Annotated in this window: 17 protein-coding genes and 2 pseudogenes; 3 read left to right on the top strand and 16 right to left on the bottom strand. The window is 65.1% G+C overall.

Features of this window, described 5'->3' with window-relative positions:
* Position 1 precedes the first annotated feature (1 nt).
* Positions 2-1,234: an efflux RND transporter periplasmic adaptor subunit gene (locus NCR37_RS02600; RefSeq protein ID WP_250471387.1), complete on the bottom strand. Its 1,233-nt coding sequence runs from the start codon at positions 1,232-1,234 to the stop codon at positions 2-4.
* A 393-nt stretch (positions 1,235-1,627) separates the two neighbouring features.
* Here NCR37_RS02600 and NCR37_RS02595 point away from each other — a divergent pair, with 393 nt between their 5' ends.
* Positions 1,628-2,272: a TetR family transcriptional regulator gene (locus NCR37_RS02595; protein WP_250471386.1), complete on the top strand. Its 645-nt coding sequence runs from the start codon at positions 1,628-1,630 to the stop codon at positions 2,270-2,272.
* A 9-nt stretch (positions 2,273-2,281) separates the two neighbouring features.
* Here the strand turns inward: NCR37_RS02595 and NCR37_RS02590 are convergent, their stop codons facing one another.
* The 9 genes and pseudogenes from NCR37_RS02590 to NCR37_RS02550 all read right to left on the bottom strand — a co-directional run bounded on the left by NCR37_RS02590 (position 2,282) and on the right by NCR37_RS02550 (position 10,521).
* Positions 2,282-2,896, bottom strand: a complete 615-nt coding sequence (locus tag NCR37_RS02590) for a cysteine hydrolase family protein (RefSeq protein ID WP_250471385.1) — start codon at positions 2,894-2,896, stop codon at positions 2,282-2,284.
* Between the two features lie 58 nt (positions 2,897-2,954).
* Entirely contained in the window at positions 2,955-3,746 is a 792-nt protein-coding gene (locus NCR37_RS02585; protein ID WP_250471384.1) for an SRPBCC family protein, read from the bottom strand.
* A 75-nt stretch (positions 3,747-3,821) separates the two neighbouring features.
* Complete coding sequence (locus tag NCR37_RS02580; protein WP_250471383.1) at positions 3,822-4,196, bottom strand: DUF427 domain-containing protein; 375 nt, start codon at positions 4,194-4,196, stop codon at positions 3,822-3,824.
* A gap of 149 nt (positions 4,197-4,345) precedes the next feature.
* On the bottom strand, positions 4,346-4,846 hold the full coding sequence (locus NCR37_RS02575; protein ID WP_250471382.1) for a carboxypeptidase regulatory-like domain-containing protein: 501 nt from the start codon (positions 4,844-4,846) through the stop codon (positions 4,346-4,348).
* Between the two features lie 130 nt (positions 4,847-4,976).
* Positions 4,977-6,479, bottom strand: coding sequence for a DegQ family serine endoprotease (locus tag NCR37_RS02570; RefSeq protein WP_250471381.1), 1,503 nt, complete (start codon positions 6,477-6,479; stop codon positions 4,977-4,979).
* Positions 6,480-6,657: 178 nt separating this feature from the next.
* A pseudogene (locus NCR37_RS28685) lies at positions 6,658-7,277 on the bottom strand (YadA family autotransporter adhesin); the annotation flags it as partial.
* A 342-nt stretch (positions 7,278-7,619) separates the two neighbouring features.
* A pseudogene (locus tag NCR37_RS28680) lies at positions 7,620-7,829 on the bottom strand (hypothetical protein); the annotation flags it as partial.
* 704 nt (positions 7,830-8,533) lie between these two features.
* Positions 8,534-9,859: an ATP-binding protein gene (locus NCR37_RS02555; RefSeq protein ID WP_250471378.1), complete on the bottom strand. Its 1,326-nt coding sequence runs from the start codon at positions 9,857-9,859 to the stop codon at positions 8,534-8,536.
* Complete coding sequence (locus NCR37_RS02550) at positions 9,859-10,521, bottom strand: response regulator (protein WP_250471377.1); 663 nt, start codon at positions 10,519-10,521, stop codon at positions 9,859-9,861. The genes NCR37_RS02555 and NCR37_RS02550 overlap by 1 nt, the downstream gene beginning before the upstream one ends.
* A gap of 203 nt (positions 10,522-10,724) precedes the next feature.
* Here NCR37_RS02550 and dacB point away from each other — a divergent pair, with 203 nt between their 5' ends.
* Together dacB and NCR37_RS02540 are read left to right on the top strand one after the other, a co-directional pair.
* Positions 10,725-12,329 (top strand): D-alanyl-D-alanine carboxypeptidase/D-alanyl-D-alanine endopeptidase, encoded by a 1,605-nt coding sequence (dacB, locus tag NCR37_RS02545; protein ID WP_250471376.1) that lies wholly within the window; start codon positions 10,725-10,727, stop codon positions 12,327-12,329.
* A 287-nt stretch (positions 12,330-12,616) separates the two neighbouring features.
* Positions 12,617-13,723 (top strand): SGNH/GDSL hydrolase family protein, encoded by a 1,107-nt coding sequence (locus NCR37_RS02540; protein WP_250471375.1) that lies wholly within the window; start codon positions 12,617-12,619, stop codon positions 13,721-13,723.
* A 260-nt stretch (positions 13,724-13,983) separates the two neighbouring features.
* On the opposite strand, the gene NCR37_RS02535 is transcribed toward NCR37_RS02540, so the two are convergent.
* The 6 genes from NCR37_RS02535 to NCR37_RS02510 form a co-directional block, all read right to left on the bottom strand.
* Positions 13,984-15,705, bottom strand: a complete 1,722-nt coding sequence (locus tag NCR37_RS02535; protein WP_250471374.1) for a YadA family autotransporter adhesin — start codon at positions 15,703-15,705, stop codon at positions 13,984-13,986.
* 114 nt (positions 15,706-15,819) lie between these two features.
* Positions 15,820-16,710, bottom strand: a complete 891-nt coding sequence (locus NCR37_RS02530; protein WP_250471373.1) for a hypothetical protein — start codon at positions 16,708-16,710, stop codon at positions 15,820-15,822.
* 279 nt (positions 16,711-16,989) lie between these two features.
* Complete coding sequence (locus NCR37_RS02525) at positions 16,990-18,045, bottom strand: L-threonylcarbamoyladenylate synthase (RefSeq protein ID WP_250471372.1); 1,056 nt, start codon at positions 18,043-18,045, stop codon at positions 16,990-16,992.
* A 22-nt stretch (positions 18,046-18,067) separates the two neighbouring features.
* Positions 18,068-19,264 (bottom strand): 5-(carboxyamino)imidazole ribonucleotide synthase, encoded by a 1,197-nt coding sequence (locus tag NCR37_RS02520; RefSeq protein WP_250471371.1) that lies wholly within the window; start codon positions 19,262-19,264, stop codon positions 18,068-18,070.
* A gap of 78 nt (positions 19,265-19,342) precedes the next feature.
* Positions 19,343-19,864 carry a 5-(carboxyamino)imidazole ribonucleotide mutase gene (purE, locus tag NCR37_RS02515; RefSeq protein ID WP_250471370.1) on the bottom strand — a complete coding sequence of 174 codons (522 nt, stop codon included), beginning with the start codon at positions 19,862-19,864 and terminating at the stop codon, positions 19,343-19,345.
* Positions 19,865-19,925: 61 nt separating this feature from the next.
* Entirely contained in the window at positions 19,926-20,816 is an 891-nt protein-coding gene (locus NCR37_RS02510; RefSeq protein ID WP_175939569.1) for a phosphoribosylaminoimidazolesuccinocarboxamide synthase, read from the bottom strand.
* Positions 20,817-20,968: the final 152 nt, after the last annotated feature.

Here is a 20,968-nt window from a genome sequence, read left to right as displayed (position 1 = left end):
TTTACGCGCCCGACGCAGCAGACGCGGGCTGCGCGGACGAGGCGGGCTGCGCGGCTCGCGCATCGCTCGCCTGCGACGCTCCGGCTGCGGGCGCTGCGGGCAGTTGCGCGGGCACGGTCTTGACTTCCATGCCCGGACGCACCTTGTCGACGCCTTGCACGATCACGCGATCGCCGGCGGCAAGACCGCTATCGACCACCCAGTTCTGACCGTAGGTGCCGGACGTGACGAGCTGGCGCAGCGCCACCTTGTTGTCCGCCCCGACGACGAGCGCGGTCGGCGTGCCCTTCTGGTCGTGCGTGATCCCGATTTGCGGCACGACGATGGCGTTCGGATTCACGCCTTCTTCGATGCGCGCGCGCACGAACATGCCGGGCAACAGCACGCGGTCCTTGTTCTGGAAGATCGCGCGGACCGTGACCGAGCCCGTGGTCGGATCGACGGTCACGTCGGTGAACTGCAGCCTGCCCTTCTCCGAATAGACGCGGCCGTCTTCCAGCACGAGCGAGACTTTGGCCGCGTTCGGGCCGCTGGTCGTGAGGCGGCCTTGCTGGATCTGCTGGCGCAGCTTCAGGCCGTCGAGGCTCGATTGCGTCAGATCGACGTACATCGGATCGAGCTGCTGGACGGTCGCCATGAGCGTCGCCTGGCTCGCCTGCACGTACGCGCCCGGCGTGACCTGCGAGATACCCACCTGCCCCGTCACGGGCGCAACGACATCCGTGTAGCCGAGATTGATCGCTGCGGTATCGACCGCGGCCTTCCCGGCGGCCACGTCGGCGGCGGCCTGGCCTTGCGCGGCGACGGCGTTGTCGTAGTCTTGTTTGCTGACCGCGTTCGCCGAAACCAGCACCTTGTAGCGGTTCGCCTGCGCGGTCGTCGATGCGAGGTTCGCCTGCGCCTTCGCGAGCGACGCCTTCGCATTGTTCAACTGCGCGATGTAGGGCGCCGGATCGATCTTATAGAGCCGCTGGCCCGCCTTGACGATGCTGCCTTCCGTGAATTCGCGCCGCAGCACGACGCCGTCCACGCGCGCCCGAACCTGCGCGACGAGATATGCGCTCGTGCGGCCCGGCAATTCGGCCGTGACCGGCACGGCGGTCGACTGGATCGTCACGACGCCGACTTCGGGCGTTTGCGGCGGCGGCGCCGACTGTTTTTGTCCGCACGCCGCCAGCAGGATGGCAGCCGTCGCGGCACTGACGAGGTGAAACGGAACCCTTTCGAAGCGCATGGAGCGACCTCTGTTTATGACTGATAGCGAAAAAAACACGCGCATCGCCGGAACGGCGGCTCAGTGACGAGACGCACTTCTCTCTCGAACGGCGATGCGCACATGAGCGAGCATCTGGCGCGCGTTAGAACGACGGCGGCGCCACACGCGAATCTGAACAACGATGGTGACGAAACTGACGAGGCGACAAATGCTTCCGTCTTGACGTCGTGTGGGCTGGTATTATAAATACATTCACGAATGGATGTAAAAATAAGATACCGCGAAGATTACGGCCGTAACGAGACGTTCTCGCGCCGTGGTTGGACAAAACAGGTACAGCTTTTCGTTCGCCGCATTCACACCCCGCATTGCGATTTATCGTTGCTCGCGGAAAGCCGTCATTCCCAGGATATGGTCAGACGAACCAAGGAAGAAGCGCAGGAGACGCGCAACCGCATTCTCGACGCCGCCGAGCGCGTTTTTTATGAAAAAGGCGTGTCTCGAACGTCCCTCGCGGACATCGCGCAGGCGGCGGGCGTGACGCGCGGCGCCATCTACTGGCATTTCACCAATAAAGGCGATCTTTTCAACGCGATGTTCGAGCGCAGCCTGCTGCCGCTCGACGAACTCGTCGAAGCCACGCTCGACGGCAAGGAGCCCGACCCGCTCGCGCGCATCCGCGAGATTTTCATCTGGTGCATGCGCAATATCACCGAGGACGAAAAACGCCGCCGCGTGTTCGACATCCTGTTTCTGAAGTGCGAGTTCGTCGAGGAAATGGGACCCGTGCGCGAGCGCCAGCAGAACAACATGCGCGACGGCATGGAACGCATCGCGCGGGCGCTGCGCAATGCCATCGACAAGGCGCAACTGCCCGCCGCGCTCGACGTGCGCCGCGCCACGACGCTTCTGCACGCGCTCTTCACGGGCATCCTGCACGATTCGCTGATGATGCCCGAGCGCGTCGATCCGTCGAAGGACGCCGAAGCGCTCATCGACGCCTGTTTCGACGCGCTGCGCGCCAGTCCGGCGCTGCTCACGACCGCCGGCGTCTGAGCGCTGCGCTCAGCGGCCACGCGCGCGCTGGTTGGACGCGAAGATGTTGTCGCGCAGCGGCGCCTCGCCGCTTTCGAGCGCCGCGATCCATTCATCCGTCGTCAGCACGGCGGCAAAGCGCGACTGCATGACGACCGTGAACACGCGATGAATTTCCTCCGCGCTCGCCCGCCCCGCGCGGTTTTCGTACGGCACGGCGCCGGTGGCGTCGGTCAGGAATTCGACCGATAAGCCGGCGTGCACCGCGTGCCGCACCGTGGAATCGTCGCAATTGTGGGTCATGTAGCCGGCGATCACGATGGTGTCGATGTCGCGCGCGGTGAGCCAGTCCGCCAGGTCGGTGCCCGCGAACGCGCTCGGCAGCGCCTTTTCGACATAGTGAGCGCGCGGGCGCGTCGCAACCGATTCGTGCAGTTCAGCCATTCTCGAGCCGCGCGCGAAGATCGGCGCGGTCGCGGGCGCGAAGTTCTGCACGACGACGATCGGCACGCCGTGCGCGTCGGCGGCATCCATCGCGCGCGAGATATTGGCGAGCGACACGTTCACATCGGGATATTCGATCGGCAGATTGCCGGTGACATACTCGTTCTGCACGTCGATGACGATCAGGGCGCGGCGCGGCATGGTGGATTCCTTCCGAAAACGTCGGGGAGAAACGCAGCACTCTAGCGCCGATCGTCCGTTATTGCAGGCTTCCGCGCTCGGCAAAGAACGCGAGCAGCGCGACCAAGACAAGCATCGCGGCCCACGCCCAGCCCGGCAGTCCGAACGGATGCGGATCGTGCTCGTGATTGTGATGCCGCTCGCGATGCGCGAACGGATGCCCGCCCAGCCGATGCCGCAGCACGCCGGTCGGCGCGGCATCGCCCGGTGCGCCGTGGACTGCCCGCGCGGTCGCCCCCGCGCGGCGCGAGAACGCCGCCGACATGCCGCCGGGGCGCAGAAACACGTGACGGCGCGCCCGGTCGCCGGCCGCGCGCATCGACGGCAGGCCGTGCTTCGCGCGCACGACTTCGCAGAATTCCGCGAAGAAATCGTCGGCGCCTTCGCGCAGCGCATTCTCGACCTGCCGCGCTGGCAAGCCCGCAAGCGGCCCCGAGACCGTTGCCCAGACGGTGTAGTCGATCCACGTCGACTCGCCGCCGTCGCCGGGATTGAGAGCCACGGCGATCTGTCCGCGCAAAGAACCGACGCCCTCGCCGCGCGCCTTGAAACTAAGCGTGCGGGCGTAGGCGCGGTCGTCGTCCTGCTCCGGATCGCCCTGCCGCGTGCGCCCGGCCGGATGCGCGCGCACCTCATACCGGGCGCGCAGCGCGCCTAACGGAACGAACAGTGTGAGCGCGTACTCGCCGGCCGGCGTTCGCGTGAACGATTCGCAATTGTCGAGACTCGCGCGCAACAACGCGAGATCGCCGAGCGCGTCCTCGACATGTGCCGGTTCGAGCGGCACGCGCAACGCTTCGGTGACTTCCATCCGAGCCTCCGGGACAAGAAACGCGTCTGCGTGCTTTATCGCACGCCGGAAAGATTGCGTCTGTTGGCCGGGCCGCTAAGCCGTCTCGTCGATGCGGTCCACGCGCGACGGATAGAACGCCAGATAGCCTTTGATCTCCGCAGCCGCGTCGAACGGGCTTTCGTAGCTCCACGCGGCGTTCTCCACCGGACCGTCTTCCGTCAGCAGATGGTAGTGCGTGGCCTCGCCCTTGAACGGGCAGTGCGTGGTGTGCGTGGAGCGCTCAAGCCGCGCCATGTTGACATCGGCGCGCGGGAAATAATGGACGGGCTCGTGCCCCTTTTCGACGAGCGTCATCGACGCATGCGTGTCCGCGAACGTGACGCCCTGATGAATCACGCGACAGCGCCGCGCGTTCGGCTTGATCTCGATGCGGCGCGCCTCTTGGCCGTGGTTCAGGTCCGTGCTCATCGTGCCTCCTCCGCGCTGCGGTCGAGAGAATCGCGGGCGCTCGCGCCTCGCTCACAAAAAAGCCACGAGCCGGAAGCGACTCGTGGCTTCATTATGAGACAAGTTTTCGCCGCGAGACAGAGGCGGCATTAGATGCGCGGACTACCGCGTCATTGAATGCTCCAGTGGAAAGCGGCCTTCGCCTTGCCCGGCCCGGACACGCTGACCGCCTGCTTCTTTTCCTGATCCTTGTACTTGGCATACACGGTATAGCTGCCCGGCGGCAGCTTGACGAGCATGTACGGCCCCATCGATTCGGTGTTCAGCACTTCGCCGCCCTTCCCGCCGACTATGCGCACGGTCACGCCCGACAGGTAATCGGCGGTCGGTCCCGTGAAGCGCAACGAGAGCGGCCAGTGCGCCTGCTCGCGCAACAATGCGCGGGATTCGTCGAGCCCCACGCCGCCCGACGTGTACGAGACATCGCCTTGTTGCTGAATTTGCGGCAGGCCGCCGCCGTTCGCGTTGCCGGCGCTGCCCGTATCGCTCGTGCCGGCGCTCGCTGCACTGGCCGAATCTGCGGACTGCTGCGCCCACGCGCCGCTAGCCAGCCCGGCGCTCAGTGCGGCCGCGATGACAGTCGCGGCCAGTTTGCCCGTTTTGCTCTTCATCTTCTTGGCTCCTTTTATCCGATGCCGCCGCGCCACGGCGCAGCGGCGTCACGCCCGATGCGCGGTGACACGCGATGGGGCCCCGGCGAGCCTTCGAGCATGCTCCGTGCCCGCATCGCGCGTCGCTGCATCAGCCGAGGTCGACCGGAACGAAGATCTGCGCGTCGTCGCGCTGGATCAGAAGCGCGATGCTGTCGCCGGCGTGCGAGATCATTGACTTGAGCTGCTGCACGCTCGTGACCGGCTGCCCGTTGACGGCGAGAATCACGTCGCCCGGCTGGATGCCCGCGCTCGCCGCCGCGCCGTTCGCCTGCTGCACGACGAGCCCTCGCGAGAGCGAAGCCTGCTGCTTTTCGTCCGGCGTGAGCGGCCGCACCGCGACGCCGAGCCGCGCATCCTGCGACGCGCCGCCCTGGTCGCCGTTCGCGTCCGCGCTGGCGGTCTTCGCGTCCTTGAGCGCGCCGACGGTCACCGTCAGGTCCTTCGAGCTCTTGTCGCGCCACACCTGCACCTTCGCGGAACTGCCCGGCGACAAGCCGGCGACCTGCGACGGCAGCGACGTCGAATCCGTCACCGGCACGCCGTTGAGCGCGGTGATCACGTCGCCCGGTTGCAGGCCGGCCTTGGCGGCGGGTCCGCCCGGCTCGACCGAACTCACGAGCGCGCCTTGCGGCGACTGCATGCCGAAGGAATTCGCGAGCGTCTGGTTCATCGCCTGAACGGTGACGCCCAGGCGGCCGCGGTCAACGTGACCGGTCTTGATAAGCGCGTCCTTGACCTTGATGGCTTCGTTGATCGGGATCGCGAACGAAAGGCCCTGGAAGCCGCCGGTCTGCGAGTAGATCATCGAATTGATGCCGATGACTTCGCCTTGCAGATTGAAGAGCGGCCCGCCCGAGTTGCCGGGGTTCACCGGCACGTCGGTCTGGATGAACGGCGTGTAGTTCTCATTCGGCAGCGCGCGCGACTTCGCGCTGATAATGCCGGAGGTCACCGTGTTGTCGAAGCCGTAGGGCGATCCGATCGCCACGACCCACTGGCCGACCTTGCTGCCGTTCGGATCGCCGATCTTGACCGTCGGCAGATTTTTGGCGTCGATCTTCAGCACGGCGACGTCGGACTGCTTGTCCGAGCCGATCACCTTCGCGCGATACTCGCGCTTGTCGGTGAGCTTGACGGTGACGACGTTCGCGTTATCGACGACGTGCGCGTTCGTCAAGATGTAGCCATCGCTGCTCACGATGAAGCCCGAGCCGAGCCCCTCGCTCGGACGGTCCGCGCCGGGGCCGTTATCGCCGCCGCCGAAGCCCGGCATGCCGCCGAAGCGCTTGAAGAACTGGTAGAACGGGTCGTCCGGGTCCATCGGCACCTGGTTCTGGCTGCGGCGCGCGGACGTCTGCTTGACGAGATGCTTGGCGCTGATGTTGACCACGGCCGGGCCGTACGTTTCGACGAGGCCGGAGAAGTCGGGCACGCCCGTTTTGGCGGCGGCTTCGGCCGGCATCATCGCCGCTTGCGCGGGGGCAATGACCTGCGGCGCGGGGATGTTGTTGTGACCGGCGACATAGCCTGCCGACAAGGCAACGGCGACGGCGGCTGCGACGGCGCTGCGGGTGAGGATCTTCGCTTTCATCGTTGTGCTCCGGACGGATTGCAATGCGCTTGAGAAGTTCGCGCGATTCGATGAATGAAGATTACGGGGCGTGGCTTAAATGTCTCTTAAATGCTGAAGTCGCGCGAACATGCGATAAAAAAAGGCGGCGATCCTTTCGGATCGCCGCCCTGTCTTACTGAATCAGCTTACGTCGAGCTTAGAACTCGTAGCCGACCTGAGCGCGCACGCCGGTGTCGCCGTGCTGCGTGAGCGACGCAGCCGCGTTGACGAGCCAGCGGCTGTCACGCGAGCGATACGTCGCGCCGAGACCCATTGCGGTGTAGCCCTTGTAGTTGCCGACGCCTGCTGCGACCACCGTCTTGCCCGGCTGGCTCGGCGTGAGGTTCGGCATGGCCATGGCCGCCGCGACGCCTGCGAACGCCTCGCGCGCCGTGGCGTTGACGCTGTTCTGAACCGCGTTCAACTCTTCATGTTCGCTGCGTCCGTGCCGTTCACGCCCGGCGCCACGTTCGTCAGACGGCGTTCGTTGCCGGCCGAACCGATCGACACCGTGTTGTCTTCGCCCGCGACGGAACCGCTACCGAGCGCGACCGAGTTGTTGCCCGTTGCCTTAGAACCGTTGCCGATGGCAGTCGAATCCGTGCCCGACGCCACGGCGGGCGTATCGGTATTCTGCGATGCGACCATCGAGCTCGCAGCCGCGACGTTGTTGATCTGCTGCGACAGGCTTGCGACGTTCTGGTTCGTCGCGTAGAGCTGCGATCCGTTGACCGCGTCGACGCTGTCGGCGGAGAGCGTGCCGGCAGCCACGCCCGTCACCGTGCGCGCGCCTTGCGTGCCCGTCATGTCGACGACCGTACCGTCGGTGTCCTTGGCGACCGTGATGTTGCGCGTGGTCGCGTCCTGCTTCACGAGACCAACGTTGCCGCTCGCGATTTGCTGGTTGATGTTGCTGATGTCGGCGGTGTTCTGCGCGACGTTCGTGTTCAGGTTGGCGATGTCGGCGGTGTTCTTCGCGACATTAGTGTTCAACGTGCCGAGCGCGTCGTCCACTTTCTGGAATGCCGTGCCGACATCCGTGGCGGCTCCAGTGGTGCCATTGATTGCGTTCGCGTTGTTCAGCGCGTAGCCCGGGGCCGATACCGTACCGTCAGCGTTGACTGCCGCGTTGCCGCCCAAGGCGCTCGCCGTGCTCTGCGCCGTGTTTTTCAACTGGCCGAAGTTCACAGCGTCCGTGTTCGCGGTGCCGGCAGCGAGATTGGTGACTTTGCCGTTGTTGAGCGCCAGATTCGCGCCCGGTTGCGTGATCGTCAGCGCGTTGTTGTTGGAATCGGCGCCGTTGATGAACCGGTAGCCGCCGACGGACATGTCGCTGTTTCCGATCACGACGCTCGTCGTCTGTCTCACGTTGTTGTAGCCTGCCGTGAAGGTGCCGCCGCAATTCTCCGCGCCAACGCTCGTGAAATTCTGGCCGGACAAGTACTGGCACTGACGTGGATCAACGGTGCCAAAGCTCATGTCGTTGACGATGAGCGGCGCTGCGGCCGATGCGGTCAACGGCGAGGCCACGCTGGCAATCCCCGCCACGGCCATGATGCCGGGTACGACTTTGCAAACGATATTCGCGTTGAATCTAACGTACGGATTCATTCGGTATCCGAAATAAAAAACGGGAGACTTCGAGATTTGGTTCGTTCACAAATTGAACTTTCTTGGGCGAACTGCGAATCAGGCGACGTGCGTCACATGACGATCAGCGCCCTGTTCGGAGGTGCGTCGGCGTCGAAGACAGGTAGCGCAACCGTAAGCATTTGCCGAACGCAATGCTTGCCAATTGGCAATCCGATGACTTGACAGAAAGCTCATCGGCAGCAACGGGATGAAATTTATGCAAAGCCGTGCCACAAGACATCGGTGCAGTCCGAATATGCCGATTGCGTCAAAGAACGCTATCAACGGATGTTGATTTTTCTTTTTTCGGCCAGGCAGTCCATTCGCGTCGCTGACGGAATCGATGAATCGCTCAGCGACGCGTTATGACGTTTTCCTTGCGCTCGATGCGAACGCTTTCGTCAGGCATGGCCACGCCCTGCCAGCGCGAATTCGACAGCGACTTTCAAGCCACCGGCGACTGATTCGCCCAGTGAAACCACTGCGCCATGCTGATCCGCGATTCGCCGCACGATCGCAAGCCCGAGCCCGCTGCCCGCCACGTCGGCACGCGCGCGATTGGCGCCCTCGCCCACGCGATAGAACCGGTCGAACACCCTCTCCCGTTCTTCTTCGGGAATGCCCGGCCCGGTATCCGCGATCTCGACGACCGGCCGTCCCGCATCGACCTTCAGGCACACGTCGACGCGCCCGCCCTTCGGCGTGTACTTGATCGCGTTATCGATGAGATTGTTGAACATGACGCGCAGCGAATCGGCGTCGCCGATGACCGTCGCCGGTTCGCTCGCCTCCACGCCGAGATCGACGCCCCGCTCCTGCGCGACCAGCACGTACGCGCGCACGCAGTCGTCGAGCAGCGCGCGCAGATCGACGGCAGCCGCGACCGCCTTGCCGTCCGGCTCCGACCGCGCGAGCGCGAGCAGTTGCTCGGCAAGCCGCGTCGCCCGCGCGATGCCTTCGTTCAGATCGGTGAGCGCCTCGCGGCGCGCGGCGTCGTCCCCGGCGCGCGCGACGAGTTGCGCCTGAATCTTCACGGCGGCGAGCGGCGTGCGCAGTTCGTGCGCGGCATCGGCGACGAAGGCTTTTTGCGTGTCCAGCGCCGTGGAAAGCCGCGCGAGCAGCGCATTGAGCGCGCGCACGAGCGGCCGCACTTCCTGCGGCAGACGCTGGTCCGACAGCGGATCGAGCGCCTCGGGATGCCGCGAATCGAGCGCGCGCGTCACGCGTTGCAGCGGCGCGAGCCCCCGCCCGACGATGACCCAGATGGCGAGCCCGAGCAGCGGCAACAGCAGCACGAGCGGCCACAACGTGCGCCACGCGACGCCCGCCGCGACACGGTTTCGGATCGACAACGGCTGCGCGAGCTGCACGACGTTATCGCCGACGATCGCGCTGTAGACGCGCCACTCGCCGCGCGGCGTCGTTTCGGTGGAAAAGCCCAGTTCCGCATGCGGCGCGAGCGGCACGCGCGGATGCGAGTAGTACATCAGCACGCCGTTGCGGTTCCATATCTGGATGACGACGCCTTCGTCGGTTTCGCTGCGGGAGCTGAGCACCGACGAGAACGGCTCGGACGGCAGCGCCGCCGCGATCTGCTGAAGCTGGTAATCGAAGAGTTCGTTGGCTTCGGCGAGCGCCTGCCGATAGATGAGCCATCCGGCGAATCCCACGCCCACGATCACGAGCGCGAGGAGCCAGACGAGAAGCTGGCGGCGAATCGACCGCATCAGGCGTCCTTCGCGACCATATAGCCGAGGCCGCGCACGTTGCGGATGAGATCGGCGCCGAGCTTCTTGCGCAGCGAATGGATGTACACCTCGACCGTGTTGCTGCCGATTTCCTCGCCCCAGCCGTAGATTTTTTCCTCCAACTGGCTTTTGGAAAGCACCGCGCCGGGCCGCGCCATCAACGCTTCGAGGAGCGCGAACTCGCGCGCCGAGAGCGCGACGGGCGCGCCCGAGAGCGTCACCTGATGACCGACCGGATCGAGCGTCAGGTTCCCGTGCCGCACGAGTGACTCGCCGCGCCCCGCGTGACGGCGGATCAGCGCGCGCATGCGGGCGCCGAGTTCGTCGAGATCGAAGGGCTTGACGAGATAATCGTCCGCGCCGGCGTCGAGACCTTTCACACGATCCGCGATGGCATCGCGCGCCGTGACGATCAGCACCGGCAGGGCATTCGCGCGGGCGCGCAGCGTCTTCAGCACGTCGAGGCCGTCGCGCTTGGGCAGGCCGAGGTCGAGCAGCATCAGGTCGTACGCCTCGCCGCTGACGGCCGTGAGCGCGGCCTCGCCGTCCTGCACCCAATCGACCGCGAAGCCGTCCGCGCGCAGCGCCTTGCGCACGCCCTCGGCGATCATCCGGTCATCTTCGACTAGCAGGATTCGCATGGTGATTCGGGAAGATTTGTGTGCGGCTCATTTTAGCCGCGCGGCTCGGCGGCAGGCTTAAGCCGGACTTAACCGGAAGCCCGCTCGGTTTGCCGCGTACGATTTCCGCAAGCCGGCTTGTCTACAATAGCCGCTTCGCCCGCGCCGGCCCGGCCCAGCCGCGCGGGGCAGTCTCAGAACTCACACCAAGAACGCACGTCCGTATGCCGCTCTTTTCTCCGATTCCCCGTTCACTTCCTGTGCGTCTGTCGACGCTCGCTTTCGCGGCGGCGCTCGCCTGCGCCGGACTGCCCCACGCACCGGACGCGCACGCCCGCGGCGGCACGCGGTCCGACTCGCAGAAGCACGCGCCCGAGCGCGCGGCGCGCGGCGCTTTTGGCGCGAAGAAAAGCGCCAGGGCGGAGAAGGTTGCACGCGTCGCGCCGGCCGGTCCACTGCCCGCCTCCGTGATGACCGCGCTCGCCCGCGCGCACGTGCCGCTTTCGTCGATGAGCGTCGTCGTGCAACGAATCGGCGCGCCGGAGCCGCTCGTCGCGATCAACGCCGACCGACCGATGCTCCCCGCCTCGACGATGAAGCTCGTCACCACCTACGCGGGCCTTTCGCTGCTCGGGCCGGACTACCGCTGGAAGACGACCGCCTACGCCGACGGCAACGTGGACGCGCAGGGCGTCTTGCACGGCAACCTGTACATTCAGGGCACCGGCGACCCGAAGCTCGTGCCGGAAGAATTGATCGATCTCGTCGAGCAGATTCGCAAGAACGGCATCACCGGCATCGACGGCGCGCTGGTGCTCGACAAGCGTTACTTCGACGCGTCCACGCGCGATCTGCCCGCCTTCGACAGCGACGAAGCCGCGCCGTACAACGTCGGCCCCGATCCGCTGCTGTATGCGTTCAAGTCGCTCTCGTTCACGCTGACGCCGAATCCGGACGGGCAAGTGTCCATCGACGTGCTGCCGCAGCTCGCGCAGCTTCAGATCGACAACGAACTGCGCGTCACGCGCGGCGCGTGCGCGGGCACGCTGCCGGCGGCCTCGCCGAGCGTCGCGCAGACGCAGGGCGGGTTCGTGCAGGCGTCGTTCATCGGCGACTATCCGCTGCGCTGCGGCTCGCGCACCATCAACGTCGCCGCGCTCGACCACTCGACGTTCTTCGCGGGCGGATTTCTCGCGTTGTGGAAGCAAACGGGCGGCACGTTCCAGGGCGCGACGCGCGAGGGCCCGACGCCTTCGGGCGCGCGGCTCGTCGGCACGCATCGCAGCCCGGTGCTGTCGGACATCGTGCGCGACATCAACAAGTTCAGCAACAACGTGATGGCGCGCAACCTCTTCCTGACCATCGGCGCGGTGCAGTCGAAGCCGCCCGCGACGACCGCGAAGTCCGCGCAGGCCATCCAGACCTTCCTGCGCCGCAACGCGCTGCCGATGGACGGTCTCTCGCTCGACAACGGCTCCGGACTCTCGCGCGACGAAGCGATCTCCGCGACCTCGCTCGCCGATGTGCTTCAGGCCGCGAACGCCAGCCCGGTCGCGCAGGTCTTCGTCGAATCGCTGCCGATCGCGGGCGTGGACGGCACCATGCGCAACCGCCTCACGAACGCGGGCGCGGGCGGGAACGCGCACATCAAGACCGGCACGCTGCGCGACGTGCGCGCCATCGCGGGCTACGTCGGCGCGGCCAACGGCGAAAGCTATGTCGTGGTGAGCTTCATCAACGATCCGCGCGCGGAAGCGGCGCGCGCCGCCCACGACGCGCTGCTCGAATGGGTCTACGAAGGCGCGCGCAAGCCCGGCATCGAAGAGTAGGCGGACTTGCACGACGTCGTAGGAGCGGCAATCCTGCAAAACCCGCGTTTCTTGCGAACGGTCGTGCGCGAGAGCCGAAGATTTCTTCTAGGAAGTCACGCCCGCCAAGGCTCGCGCGCCGTGTACGCTGTCGGAACGGCGGGTGTCGCCGGTCGCGCGGCGGTTCCGGCCGCCGTCCGCATCGCCCGACACGCGCCTGCTTTGCGGCACAATGAGGTGCGGCAGTGACGCGGCCGCGAGCGCCGCGCGAAACAAATAGAAAACACCGAAGAACGGAGACGAGGTCCATGAAGAAGCAACTCTCGATGCGCGCCGCTGTGGTGCGCAAGACGCGCATCGCCGCCGCGAGCGCGGCATTCGCCTTCATCGCAGCGTGCGGCGGCGGCGGCGACAACAACAATTCGACGCCGGCGGGCGGCATCAAGCTACAGGTGGTGTCGTTCGGCGACAGCCTCTCCGATGTCGGCACCTATTCGCCCGTCGCGGCAGCGAACTTCGGCGGCGGGCGCTTCACGACGAACCCCGGCGAAATCTGGGTGCAGGACGTCGCGAAGTATTACGGCGACGCGCTCACGCCCGCGGTGAGCGGCGGCTTCGGCGCGCCGCCGACCACGCTCACGGGCTTCGGCTACGCGCAGGGCGGATCGCGCGTGACGAACCCCATCGGCGTCGGCCACCAGAGCACGGACCCGGCGAACTACGCGGGCGCGCTGACGGTGCCGGTCGTGCAGCAGGTGACGAACTACCTCAGCGCGCATGGCAGCTTCAACTCGAATCAGCTCGTAATCGTCAATGGAGGCGCGAACGACATTCTGTACAACCTGACCGCCGTTCAGGCCGGCCAGATGACCCCGGCGCAGGCGCAGGCGGCGATCGGTCAGGCGGCGATCGATCTGGCGGGCGTGATCGGCAAGGTCGTGCAGAGCGGCGCGACGCACGTGCTGGTGTCGAATGTGCCGGATATCGGCGCGACGCCGCAGGGCGTGGCGAGCAATGCGTCGACGCGCGCGCTGCTCACGCAGGCATCGCTCGGTTTCAATCAGGTGCTCGCGGGCGCGCTGACGCAAGCCGGACTCATGTCGAAGGTGATCTATCTCGACATCGTGCCGGCGCTCGCGAATATCACGGCGAACTATCAGCAGTACGGGTTCGCGGTGTCGAACACCGGCACGGCCTGCAACCTTCAGGCGATGGCCGCAGCGGCGCAGAAGTTCGGCGAGCCGAATCCGCAGGCGTTCGCCACGTCGCTGTTCTGCTCGCCGCAGACGCTGACTGTCGCCGGCGCGGACCAGACCTACATGTACGCCGATACCGTGCATCCGACGACGCATCTGCATGCGCTTTACGCGCAGACCGCGGAACAGGCGGTGGCGAAGTCGGGACTGGGTAAGTAAGTTTCTCGTTCCGATCCGCGGTACAAGGCCGCCCAAGTTTCGGCTTGGGCGGCCTTTTCTTCATGTGTTCACGATACTTCGCCGGGCACGCTCAGGCGCTGGCTGCCGTGTTCTCCGGCGGCGGCCATCCTGAATCGGCGATGAGCGAACGCGCATCCGCACGACGGGCAACGCGATCTCAATCCCGCCGCAATTGCTGTTTTTCGTCAGTGATCCTGAGTAATACTGGCGAACGCGCGCCGCCAGTACACTCATGCCGCTTACCAGCGGTACCCGACTTGCGCCTTGATGCCCGTCGATCCGCTATCGGTCGTCGAAACGCCCATTCCGACGTTCAGATTCGCCGACGCCTGATACGCCGCCGCCACGCCGATTCCGACACGGCTACCGTAAGCGCCCACGCTGGTTCCCACCCATTTTTCGCCCGCCTGAAGCATCGGAATGCTCGGCATGGCGAGAACCGCAGCCACGGCTTTGTCGGTGTAGTTCTTCGACTGCTGGACGCCAGCGGAAACCGCCTTGTCCGTGTACGCGTTGGCACTCGACACCGCTCTGTCCGTGTACGTATTCGCCTGCTGCACCGCGCCGTTCAGTTGATTCACGTTGACGGCATCCGTGCCTTGCGTGCCCGCTGCAACGTTGACAATCTGCCGTTCGTTGCCCGACGAGCCGACCGAAACAGTATTCACGCGATCGGCACGCGAATTCGCGCCGATTGCGACCGAGTTATCGGCGGTTGCGGTCGCGTTCGCGCCCATTGCACTCGAATGGATGCCGCTTGCGACGGCTGCTTCCGTCGATGCGTTGCCGTCAGCCGCGAACAGCGGGTTCGCGCCGCCTGCCGCCGATACGTTTGCGATCCTGCTGCTGATGGCAGACATCGCCGAGTTGAGCTGGCTGACATTCACGGCGTCCATGTCGGCTGAACCAGCCGCGAGGTTGTGGATCGTGGTGCCATTCGCCCCGCCGAGCGTCACGTTGTCGAGGTCCGGCGACGAACCGCCCTTCGTGTCGTACCGCACCGCGCCCGTGTCGGTCGCGCCGGTCGCGCCGTTCGTCGTACCCGCGATGTTCGCAATGGCCGTGTTGATGTTCGTGAGGGAACTGTCCACGCCGTCCAGCGCGCTGCCGACATCGTGATACGTGACGCCGTTGACGACATACGACGGCGCCATCATGCTTCCGTTGGGCAAGGCCAGCGCGCCGCCGCCCAACGCCGAGGCCGTGCCGTTCGCCAGGACGCGCAACTGGTTGAGATTCACGGCGTCCGTGCCATTCGTGCCTGCCGAAACGTTGATGATGCGTCGCTCTGATCCAACGCTTCCGACGCTCACGACATTGCTCTGGCCGCCATCGTAGCTATAGGCGCCGAGCACGACTGAGTTTTGGCCTTTCGCGAACGCATAATTGCCGATCGTCACCGAATCCTGACCGGCCGATGTCGCACCGTTGCCCAGCGCAACGGAAGTGGCGCCCTGCCCCGACGCATTACTGCCTATCGCAACCGCGCTGCTTCCGCTTCCTGCGGCGTTGCGGCCCAGTGCAACGGCTCCGTTCGTTGCGGTGCTTCCGGCCCCGGCTGCGACCGCGGCGTCCGCCGCTGACGAATCGATTCCCAATGCAAGCGCGCGAAAGCCTGCGTTGGAGTTATCGCCGATTGCCGTAGCCTGGTTGTTCGTGGCGATCGCATTGCGGCCGATCACCACACCGTTTTCTTGCGATTGCGCGCCGAAACCGATCGCCACGGCGGCCTGGGCAGCTGTCTGGTTTCCGCCGGTCACGACCGCGCCATCGCCGACGACCACGCTTTCGTCGATGTTGTTATGCGTCCCGTTATTTCCGATAAGAACGCCTGTGTTCGCCGTCGTCGTTCCGTTACCTTCGATGATGGCTTGTGCGGATGCGGAGTTCATCGCCAGGCCAGCGAAACATGTGGCGATAGCGGCGAGAATCGGCCGGAGCGCGAAATTGGTTTTATTCATATCAAGGATTCCTTACAATAGATGTGTTGCGTACCTCCTCTTTTCATTACGCTTCGGCTTCCGGCCAGGGCGCCCGAATGCGGTGAGAAGTGTCTTGTGGCGAAGATTAATCGGTCAGTTCGATTCGGAATCCGGCTTCGGCTCGAAATGAAGCCAGGTCATCGGCCTTGCGCGGCCTTCCGAACATAAAAGCCAACGGTCCGAGTCGGTCCAGTGGTCGGCAATTAACGGAATGCGCGATAAGTCGCGTGCGCCGACTTTTATCTCAGCGACTCGAAAGAATTCACTCGCGCGGGCGATAAGATTCGGGAGCCATTCGTGCCGTTCCGGGCCCACAATCATGAAGTCGTGAATTTCGACGATGACGTGCGCATGCCTCAGCGTGCGAAGGCATTCTTGCGTGAGCGTCTCGAATTCATGGCCTTCGATATCGCAAAGCACGACCGCGTCCTCGAAATCGACGCCTTGTGCGGCCAGTTCATCGGCGAAAGCGAACGTCACGGCGCCTCGAATATCCACCCGGTTCCCGACGCCGCGCTCGTTCGCGAGAAGTTTCAAGTTGTCGCGACTGGCTTCGTCGATCTCATAGCAAATTGAGCGTTCAAAAAGGCCGGTGGCGACGAGTCCTATGCCGTAGAAGCCGTCGGCTGCGCCGAGGTCGATGAAGGTGCTGCGCCCGCCGTGAATCCTGCCGATGAGTTCACACACCTCGAGCTCATAAAGTCCGAGCAGTTTCGTTCCGGTGTCTTCGTAGCGCCAGGTGGCGCGTTCACCAAGAGAATATCCTTTGAGAAGTCCATGTTGAACGACACCGTTTGTCGCTCGCCAAAGCCGGCGTCCGTTATACATGCGTCGCGCTTCTACGACTTCGGCGCTCATCTTGATGAAATCGGGGGAGTCCAGGAATGAGTCGGCAGGGTTCATCGAAATACCGGCAGCGGGTAAGGTTGTTGATTCGGCAAAACCGCCGAAATGCTTCTCACGCACGCGAGAAAACGAAGGCAAATTCCAAAGCCTTTCGTAGTGCGTAATTTTACCGCGTGACCGGACGCCCCCATTCACGCAGACTGGCGATTTTTTCGGCCGATGCGCTTCATTCGGACATATTGCCGCTATCAATCAAGTCAACGGCCGATTACTTTGCGCTAAGACAACCGATTATCAGAAAGGTCCGATAAGCAGCGCTGAACTAACTCGCCGACATAATGGATGTCAGCACGCGGCCGCGCGTTGCGCGCGGCCGGCCGTTGTTTCACTGCTCCGAGAAATAATCAGAGCGCCGACTTACTCTTGCGCCTCGAACGCCGCAGCCGCCCTTCCGAGCCGATCATTCACCGCGACCCACTCCGCCGTCTCCGGCAGCTTTTCGATCAGGATGCGTTCGACATTCGCCCGGTCCAGTGCCCGGAGCAAGCCGTATAGCTCGCGCGCATAGCCTTGGGGATCCTCCGGCGCGGCGACGAAATGCACGTGCGGCGCATGCGCCCACTCGCCGGCGCTCGACGGCCGCGCGACCAGCGCGAGCTTCCCGCCACCCGCGCGATCGAACGCCGCGAGCAACGGCTCGATCGCCGCGAACGGCAACAGCGCCAGCGGCGTGCGCGGCGCGTAATGCGCTTTGAGCGTGCCCGACGCGCGCGGCGCGGTCGCATCGCCGCCATCGGGCAGTCGCGGCGCGGTGCCGATCACGTCGGCAATGGCCTGCGGGCTCACATGCCCCGGCCGCAGCAGCGCCGGAAAGCCGCGCGACAAATCCAGGATGGTTGATTCGATGCCGACATCCGCCGCGCCGCCATCGAGCACATGCACCGCGTTGCCGAACTCGTCGCGGACGTGTTGCGCGGTGGTCGGGCTGACGTGCCCGAAGCGGTTCGCCGAAGGCCCGGCCACGCCCGCTTGTTTGCCCGCTCGTTTGCCCGCTTTTTTGCCCTCTTCCTGACGTCGCGCATGGAACGCCGACAAAAGCTGCTGCGCGACCGGATGCGAGGGGCAGCGAATCCCGACCGAATCCTGCCCGCCGCTCACGGCCGCCGGGATATGCGCGGCGCGCTTCAGAATCAGGGTCAACGGACCGGGCCAGAATGCGTCGATGAGCTTCTGCGCATCGTGCGGCAACTCGCGCACCCAGTAGCCGGGATCCGCCTGCGGCGCGAGATGCACGATCACCGGATGATTCGCCGGCCGGCCCTTCGCCGCATAAATTCGCGCGATCGCCTCCGGGTTCTCGGCGTCGGCGCCGAGGCCGTACACCGTTTCGGTCGGGAACGCGACGAGTTCGCCCGCGTCGAGCAGGGCCGCGGCTTCGTCGATCTGCGCGGCGCTCGGGTAAATGATGGTCATTGCCAGACTACTGCCTGAGAGTTCAGTCGATCGCGATGTGCAGCATGCGCGCGCAATCGCGCGCCGCCGTGCGCGCTTCTTCGAGCGTCGCCGCCGTGAAGTTGATGTGCCCCATCTTGCGGCCGGGACGCGCTTCCTCCTTGCCGTATAGATGCAGCCGCGCCGCCGGCATCGCCACGACCTCGGTCCACGCGGGCGGACGCGGCTTGTCGTCCTGGCCACCGTCGAACCAGATATCGCCGAGCAGGTTCAGCATGGCGGCCGGCGAATGCTGGCGCGTGTCGCCGAGCGGCATGCCGGTCATCGCGCGCACTTGCTGCTCGAACTGGCTCGTGGCGCAGGCATCGACCGTGTAGTGGCCGGAATTGTGCGGACGCGGCGCCATTTCGTTCGCGATCAGCGAGCCGTCTTCCAGCACGAAGAACTCGACGCACAGCACGCCCACGTAGCCGAGCTTCGCGGCGATGGTCAGCGCGGCGTCCTGCGCCTGCGCGACGAGCGCGTCCGACGCGTCCGGCGCGGGCACCACGGTCTTCGCGAGAATGCCGTTGACGTGCGAGTTCTGCGCGAGCGGAAACACGGCGGACTTGCCGTCGCCGCCACGGGCGATCAGCACGGACACTTCGTATTTCAACGGCATGCGCTTTTCCAGCACGCACGGCACGCCTGACAACGAGCCGTACGCCGTGCGCACTTCTTCCACGTTGCGCACGCTGATTTGGCCTTTGCCGTCGTAGCCCAGGCGCGCGGTCTTGAGAATGCCCGGCAGCACGGCGGCGATTTCATCGTCGGACAACGCGACGAGTGCTTCCGGCGATTCGATCACCACATGCGGCGCGACCGGCACGCCAGCTCCCGCGATAAACCGCTTTTCGGCGACGCGATCCTGCGCGATCGCAACGCAACTCGCCGCCGGACTCACGAACGTGAGCGACGCCAGAAAATCGAGGCTCGTGGACGGTACGTTCTCGAATTCCGTCGATACCGCCGCGCACAGGCGACCGAGTTCGGTGAGCGCGGTTTGATCGTCGTAGGCTGCGCGAATATGGCGATCCGACACCGCGCCTGCCGGACTCGTTTCGTCCGGATCGAGCACGGCCACGCGATAGCCCATGGATTGCGCCGCGAAGCAGAACATGCGGCCGAGCTGGCCGCCGCCGACCATGCCGAGCCACGCGCCCGGCAGAATGGGGGAATTCGGGGAGTTTTGTGGGTTCATCGTGGGACTGGCCGATAACCTGGTTGGGGAGTTTCGCCGACGCCGCGCACGAGACACGCGGCCCGGCCGACGGAACGCTCAGAGCGGCGGCAGCGTCATGGCGTGCGCGGCCTGATTCTGCTTCACGCGAAACGCGGCGAGCGCCTCGGCATAACGCGCATCCGTCACGCTCAGAATGGACACCGCGAAGAGCGCCGCATTCGCCGCGCCCGCTTCGCCGATGGCAAATGTCGCGACCGGCACGCCCTTGGGCATCTGCACGATGGAATGCAGCGAATCGACGCCCTTCAGGTACTTGCTCGCCGCCGGCACGCCGAGCACCGGCACCGTCGTCTTCGCAGCGAGCATGCCCGGCAAATGCGCCGCGCCGCCCGCGCCCGCGATGATCGCGCGCAGTCCACGCTCGCGCGCGCTTTCCGCGTAGGCGAACATCTCGTCCGGCATGCGGTGCGCGGAGACGACCTTCGCCTCGTACGGCACGCCGAAATCCTGGAGGATCGCGACCGCGTTCTTCATCACGTCCCAGTCGGAACTGGAGCCCATCAACACGCCGACGAGCGGCGCATCGTGCGCATGCGCTCCGTTCTGTACTTCGCTCATTGCTTTTCCCTCGATCCGAGCGCGCCGTGTCGGTGTCGGTGCCACGGCGCGCGTGCCGACATTACGACAGCGTCTTGCCCGTGATGCGTTGCAGCGCTTCCTGATACTTCTCCGACGTCTTGGCAATCACGTCGTCCGGCAGCTTCGGCGCGGGCGGCTCCTTCTTCCACGGCTGCGTTTCCAGCCAGTCGCGCACGAACTGCTTGTCGAACGACGGCGGATTCGTGCCGACCGTGTAGCCGTCCGCCGGCCAGAACCGCGACGAATCGGCGGTGAGCACTTCGTCCATCAGGAACAGTTCGCCCTTGTTGTCGAGGCCGAACTCGAACTTCGTATCCGCGATGATGATGCCGCGCGTGGCCGCGTACTCGGCCGCTTCCTTGTAGAGCTGAATGGAGATGCGCTTGATGGTCGCCGACAGCTCCGTGCCGATGCGGCGCTCCATCTCGTCGTAGGTGATGTTTTCGTCGTGATGGCCCATCTCGGCCTTGGCCGCCGGCGTGAAGATCGGCTCGGGCAGCTTCTCGGCGTTTTGCAGGCCCGGCGGCAGTTGCACGCCGCACACGGCGCCCGTCGCCTGATAATCCTTCCAGCCGCTGCCCGCGAGATAGCCGCGCACCACTGCCTCGACCAGAATCGGTTCCAGCCGCTTCACCACGACCGCGCGGCCCTTCACCTGCTCGACTTCGTCCGGCGCGACCACCGAAGCCGGATCGATGCCTGTATTGTGGTTCGGCACGATATGGCCGAGCTTTTCGAACCAGAAATCGGCCATCTGATTGAGCACGCGGCCCTTGTTCGGAATCGGCTCGCCCATCACCACGTCGAAGGCGGAAAGGCGGTCGGTCGTCACGATCAGCAGCTTGTCGTTGCCGACGGCGTAGTTGTCGCGGACCTTGCCACGGCCGAGCAGCGGCAGCGATTTGATCGTGGATTCGTAGAGCGTGGACATCGTCATGTACCGAGAAGGTGCCGGAAAAAGTGAATCGCCGCCGCGAGCCTTGCGCGGCGGCGATGGAAAAAAGCGAACGGGTCCCGTCGCCGGAACCCGTTGATTTTACTTTACAAATGAAGCGAGCTTAATTGCGACCTGCGTGAGACCTT

It is taken from the genome of Caballeronia sp. GAFFF1, assembly GCF_023630705.1.
Taxonomy (GTDB): Bacteria; Pseudomonadota; Gammaproteobacteria; order Burkholderiales; family Burkholderiaceae; genus Caballeronia.
This window is presented reverse-complemented; position numbering and strand designations above follow the sequence as displayed.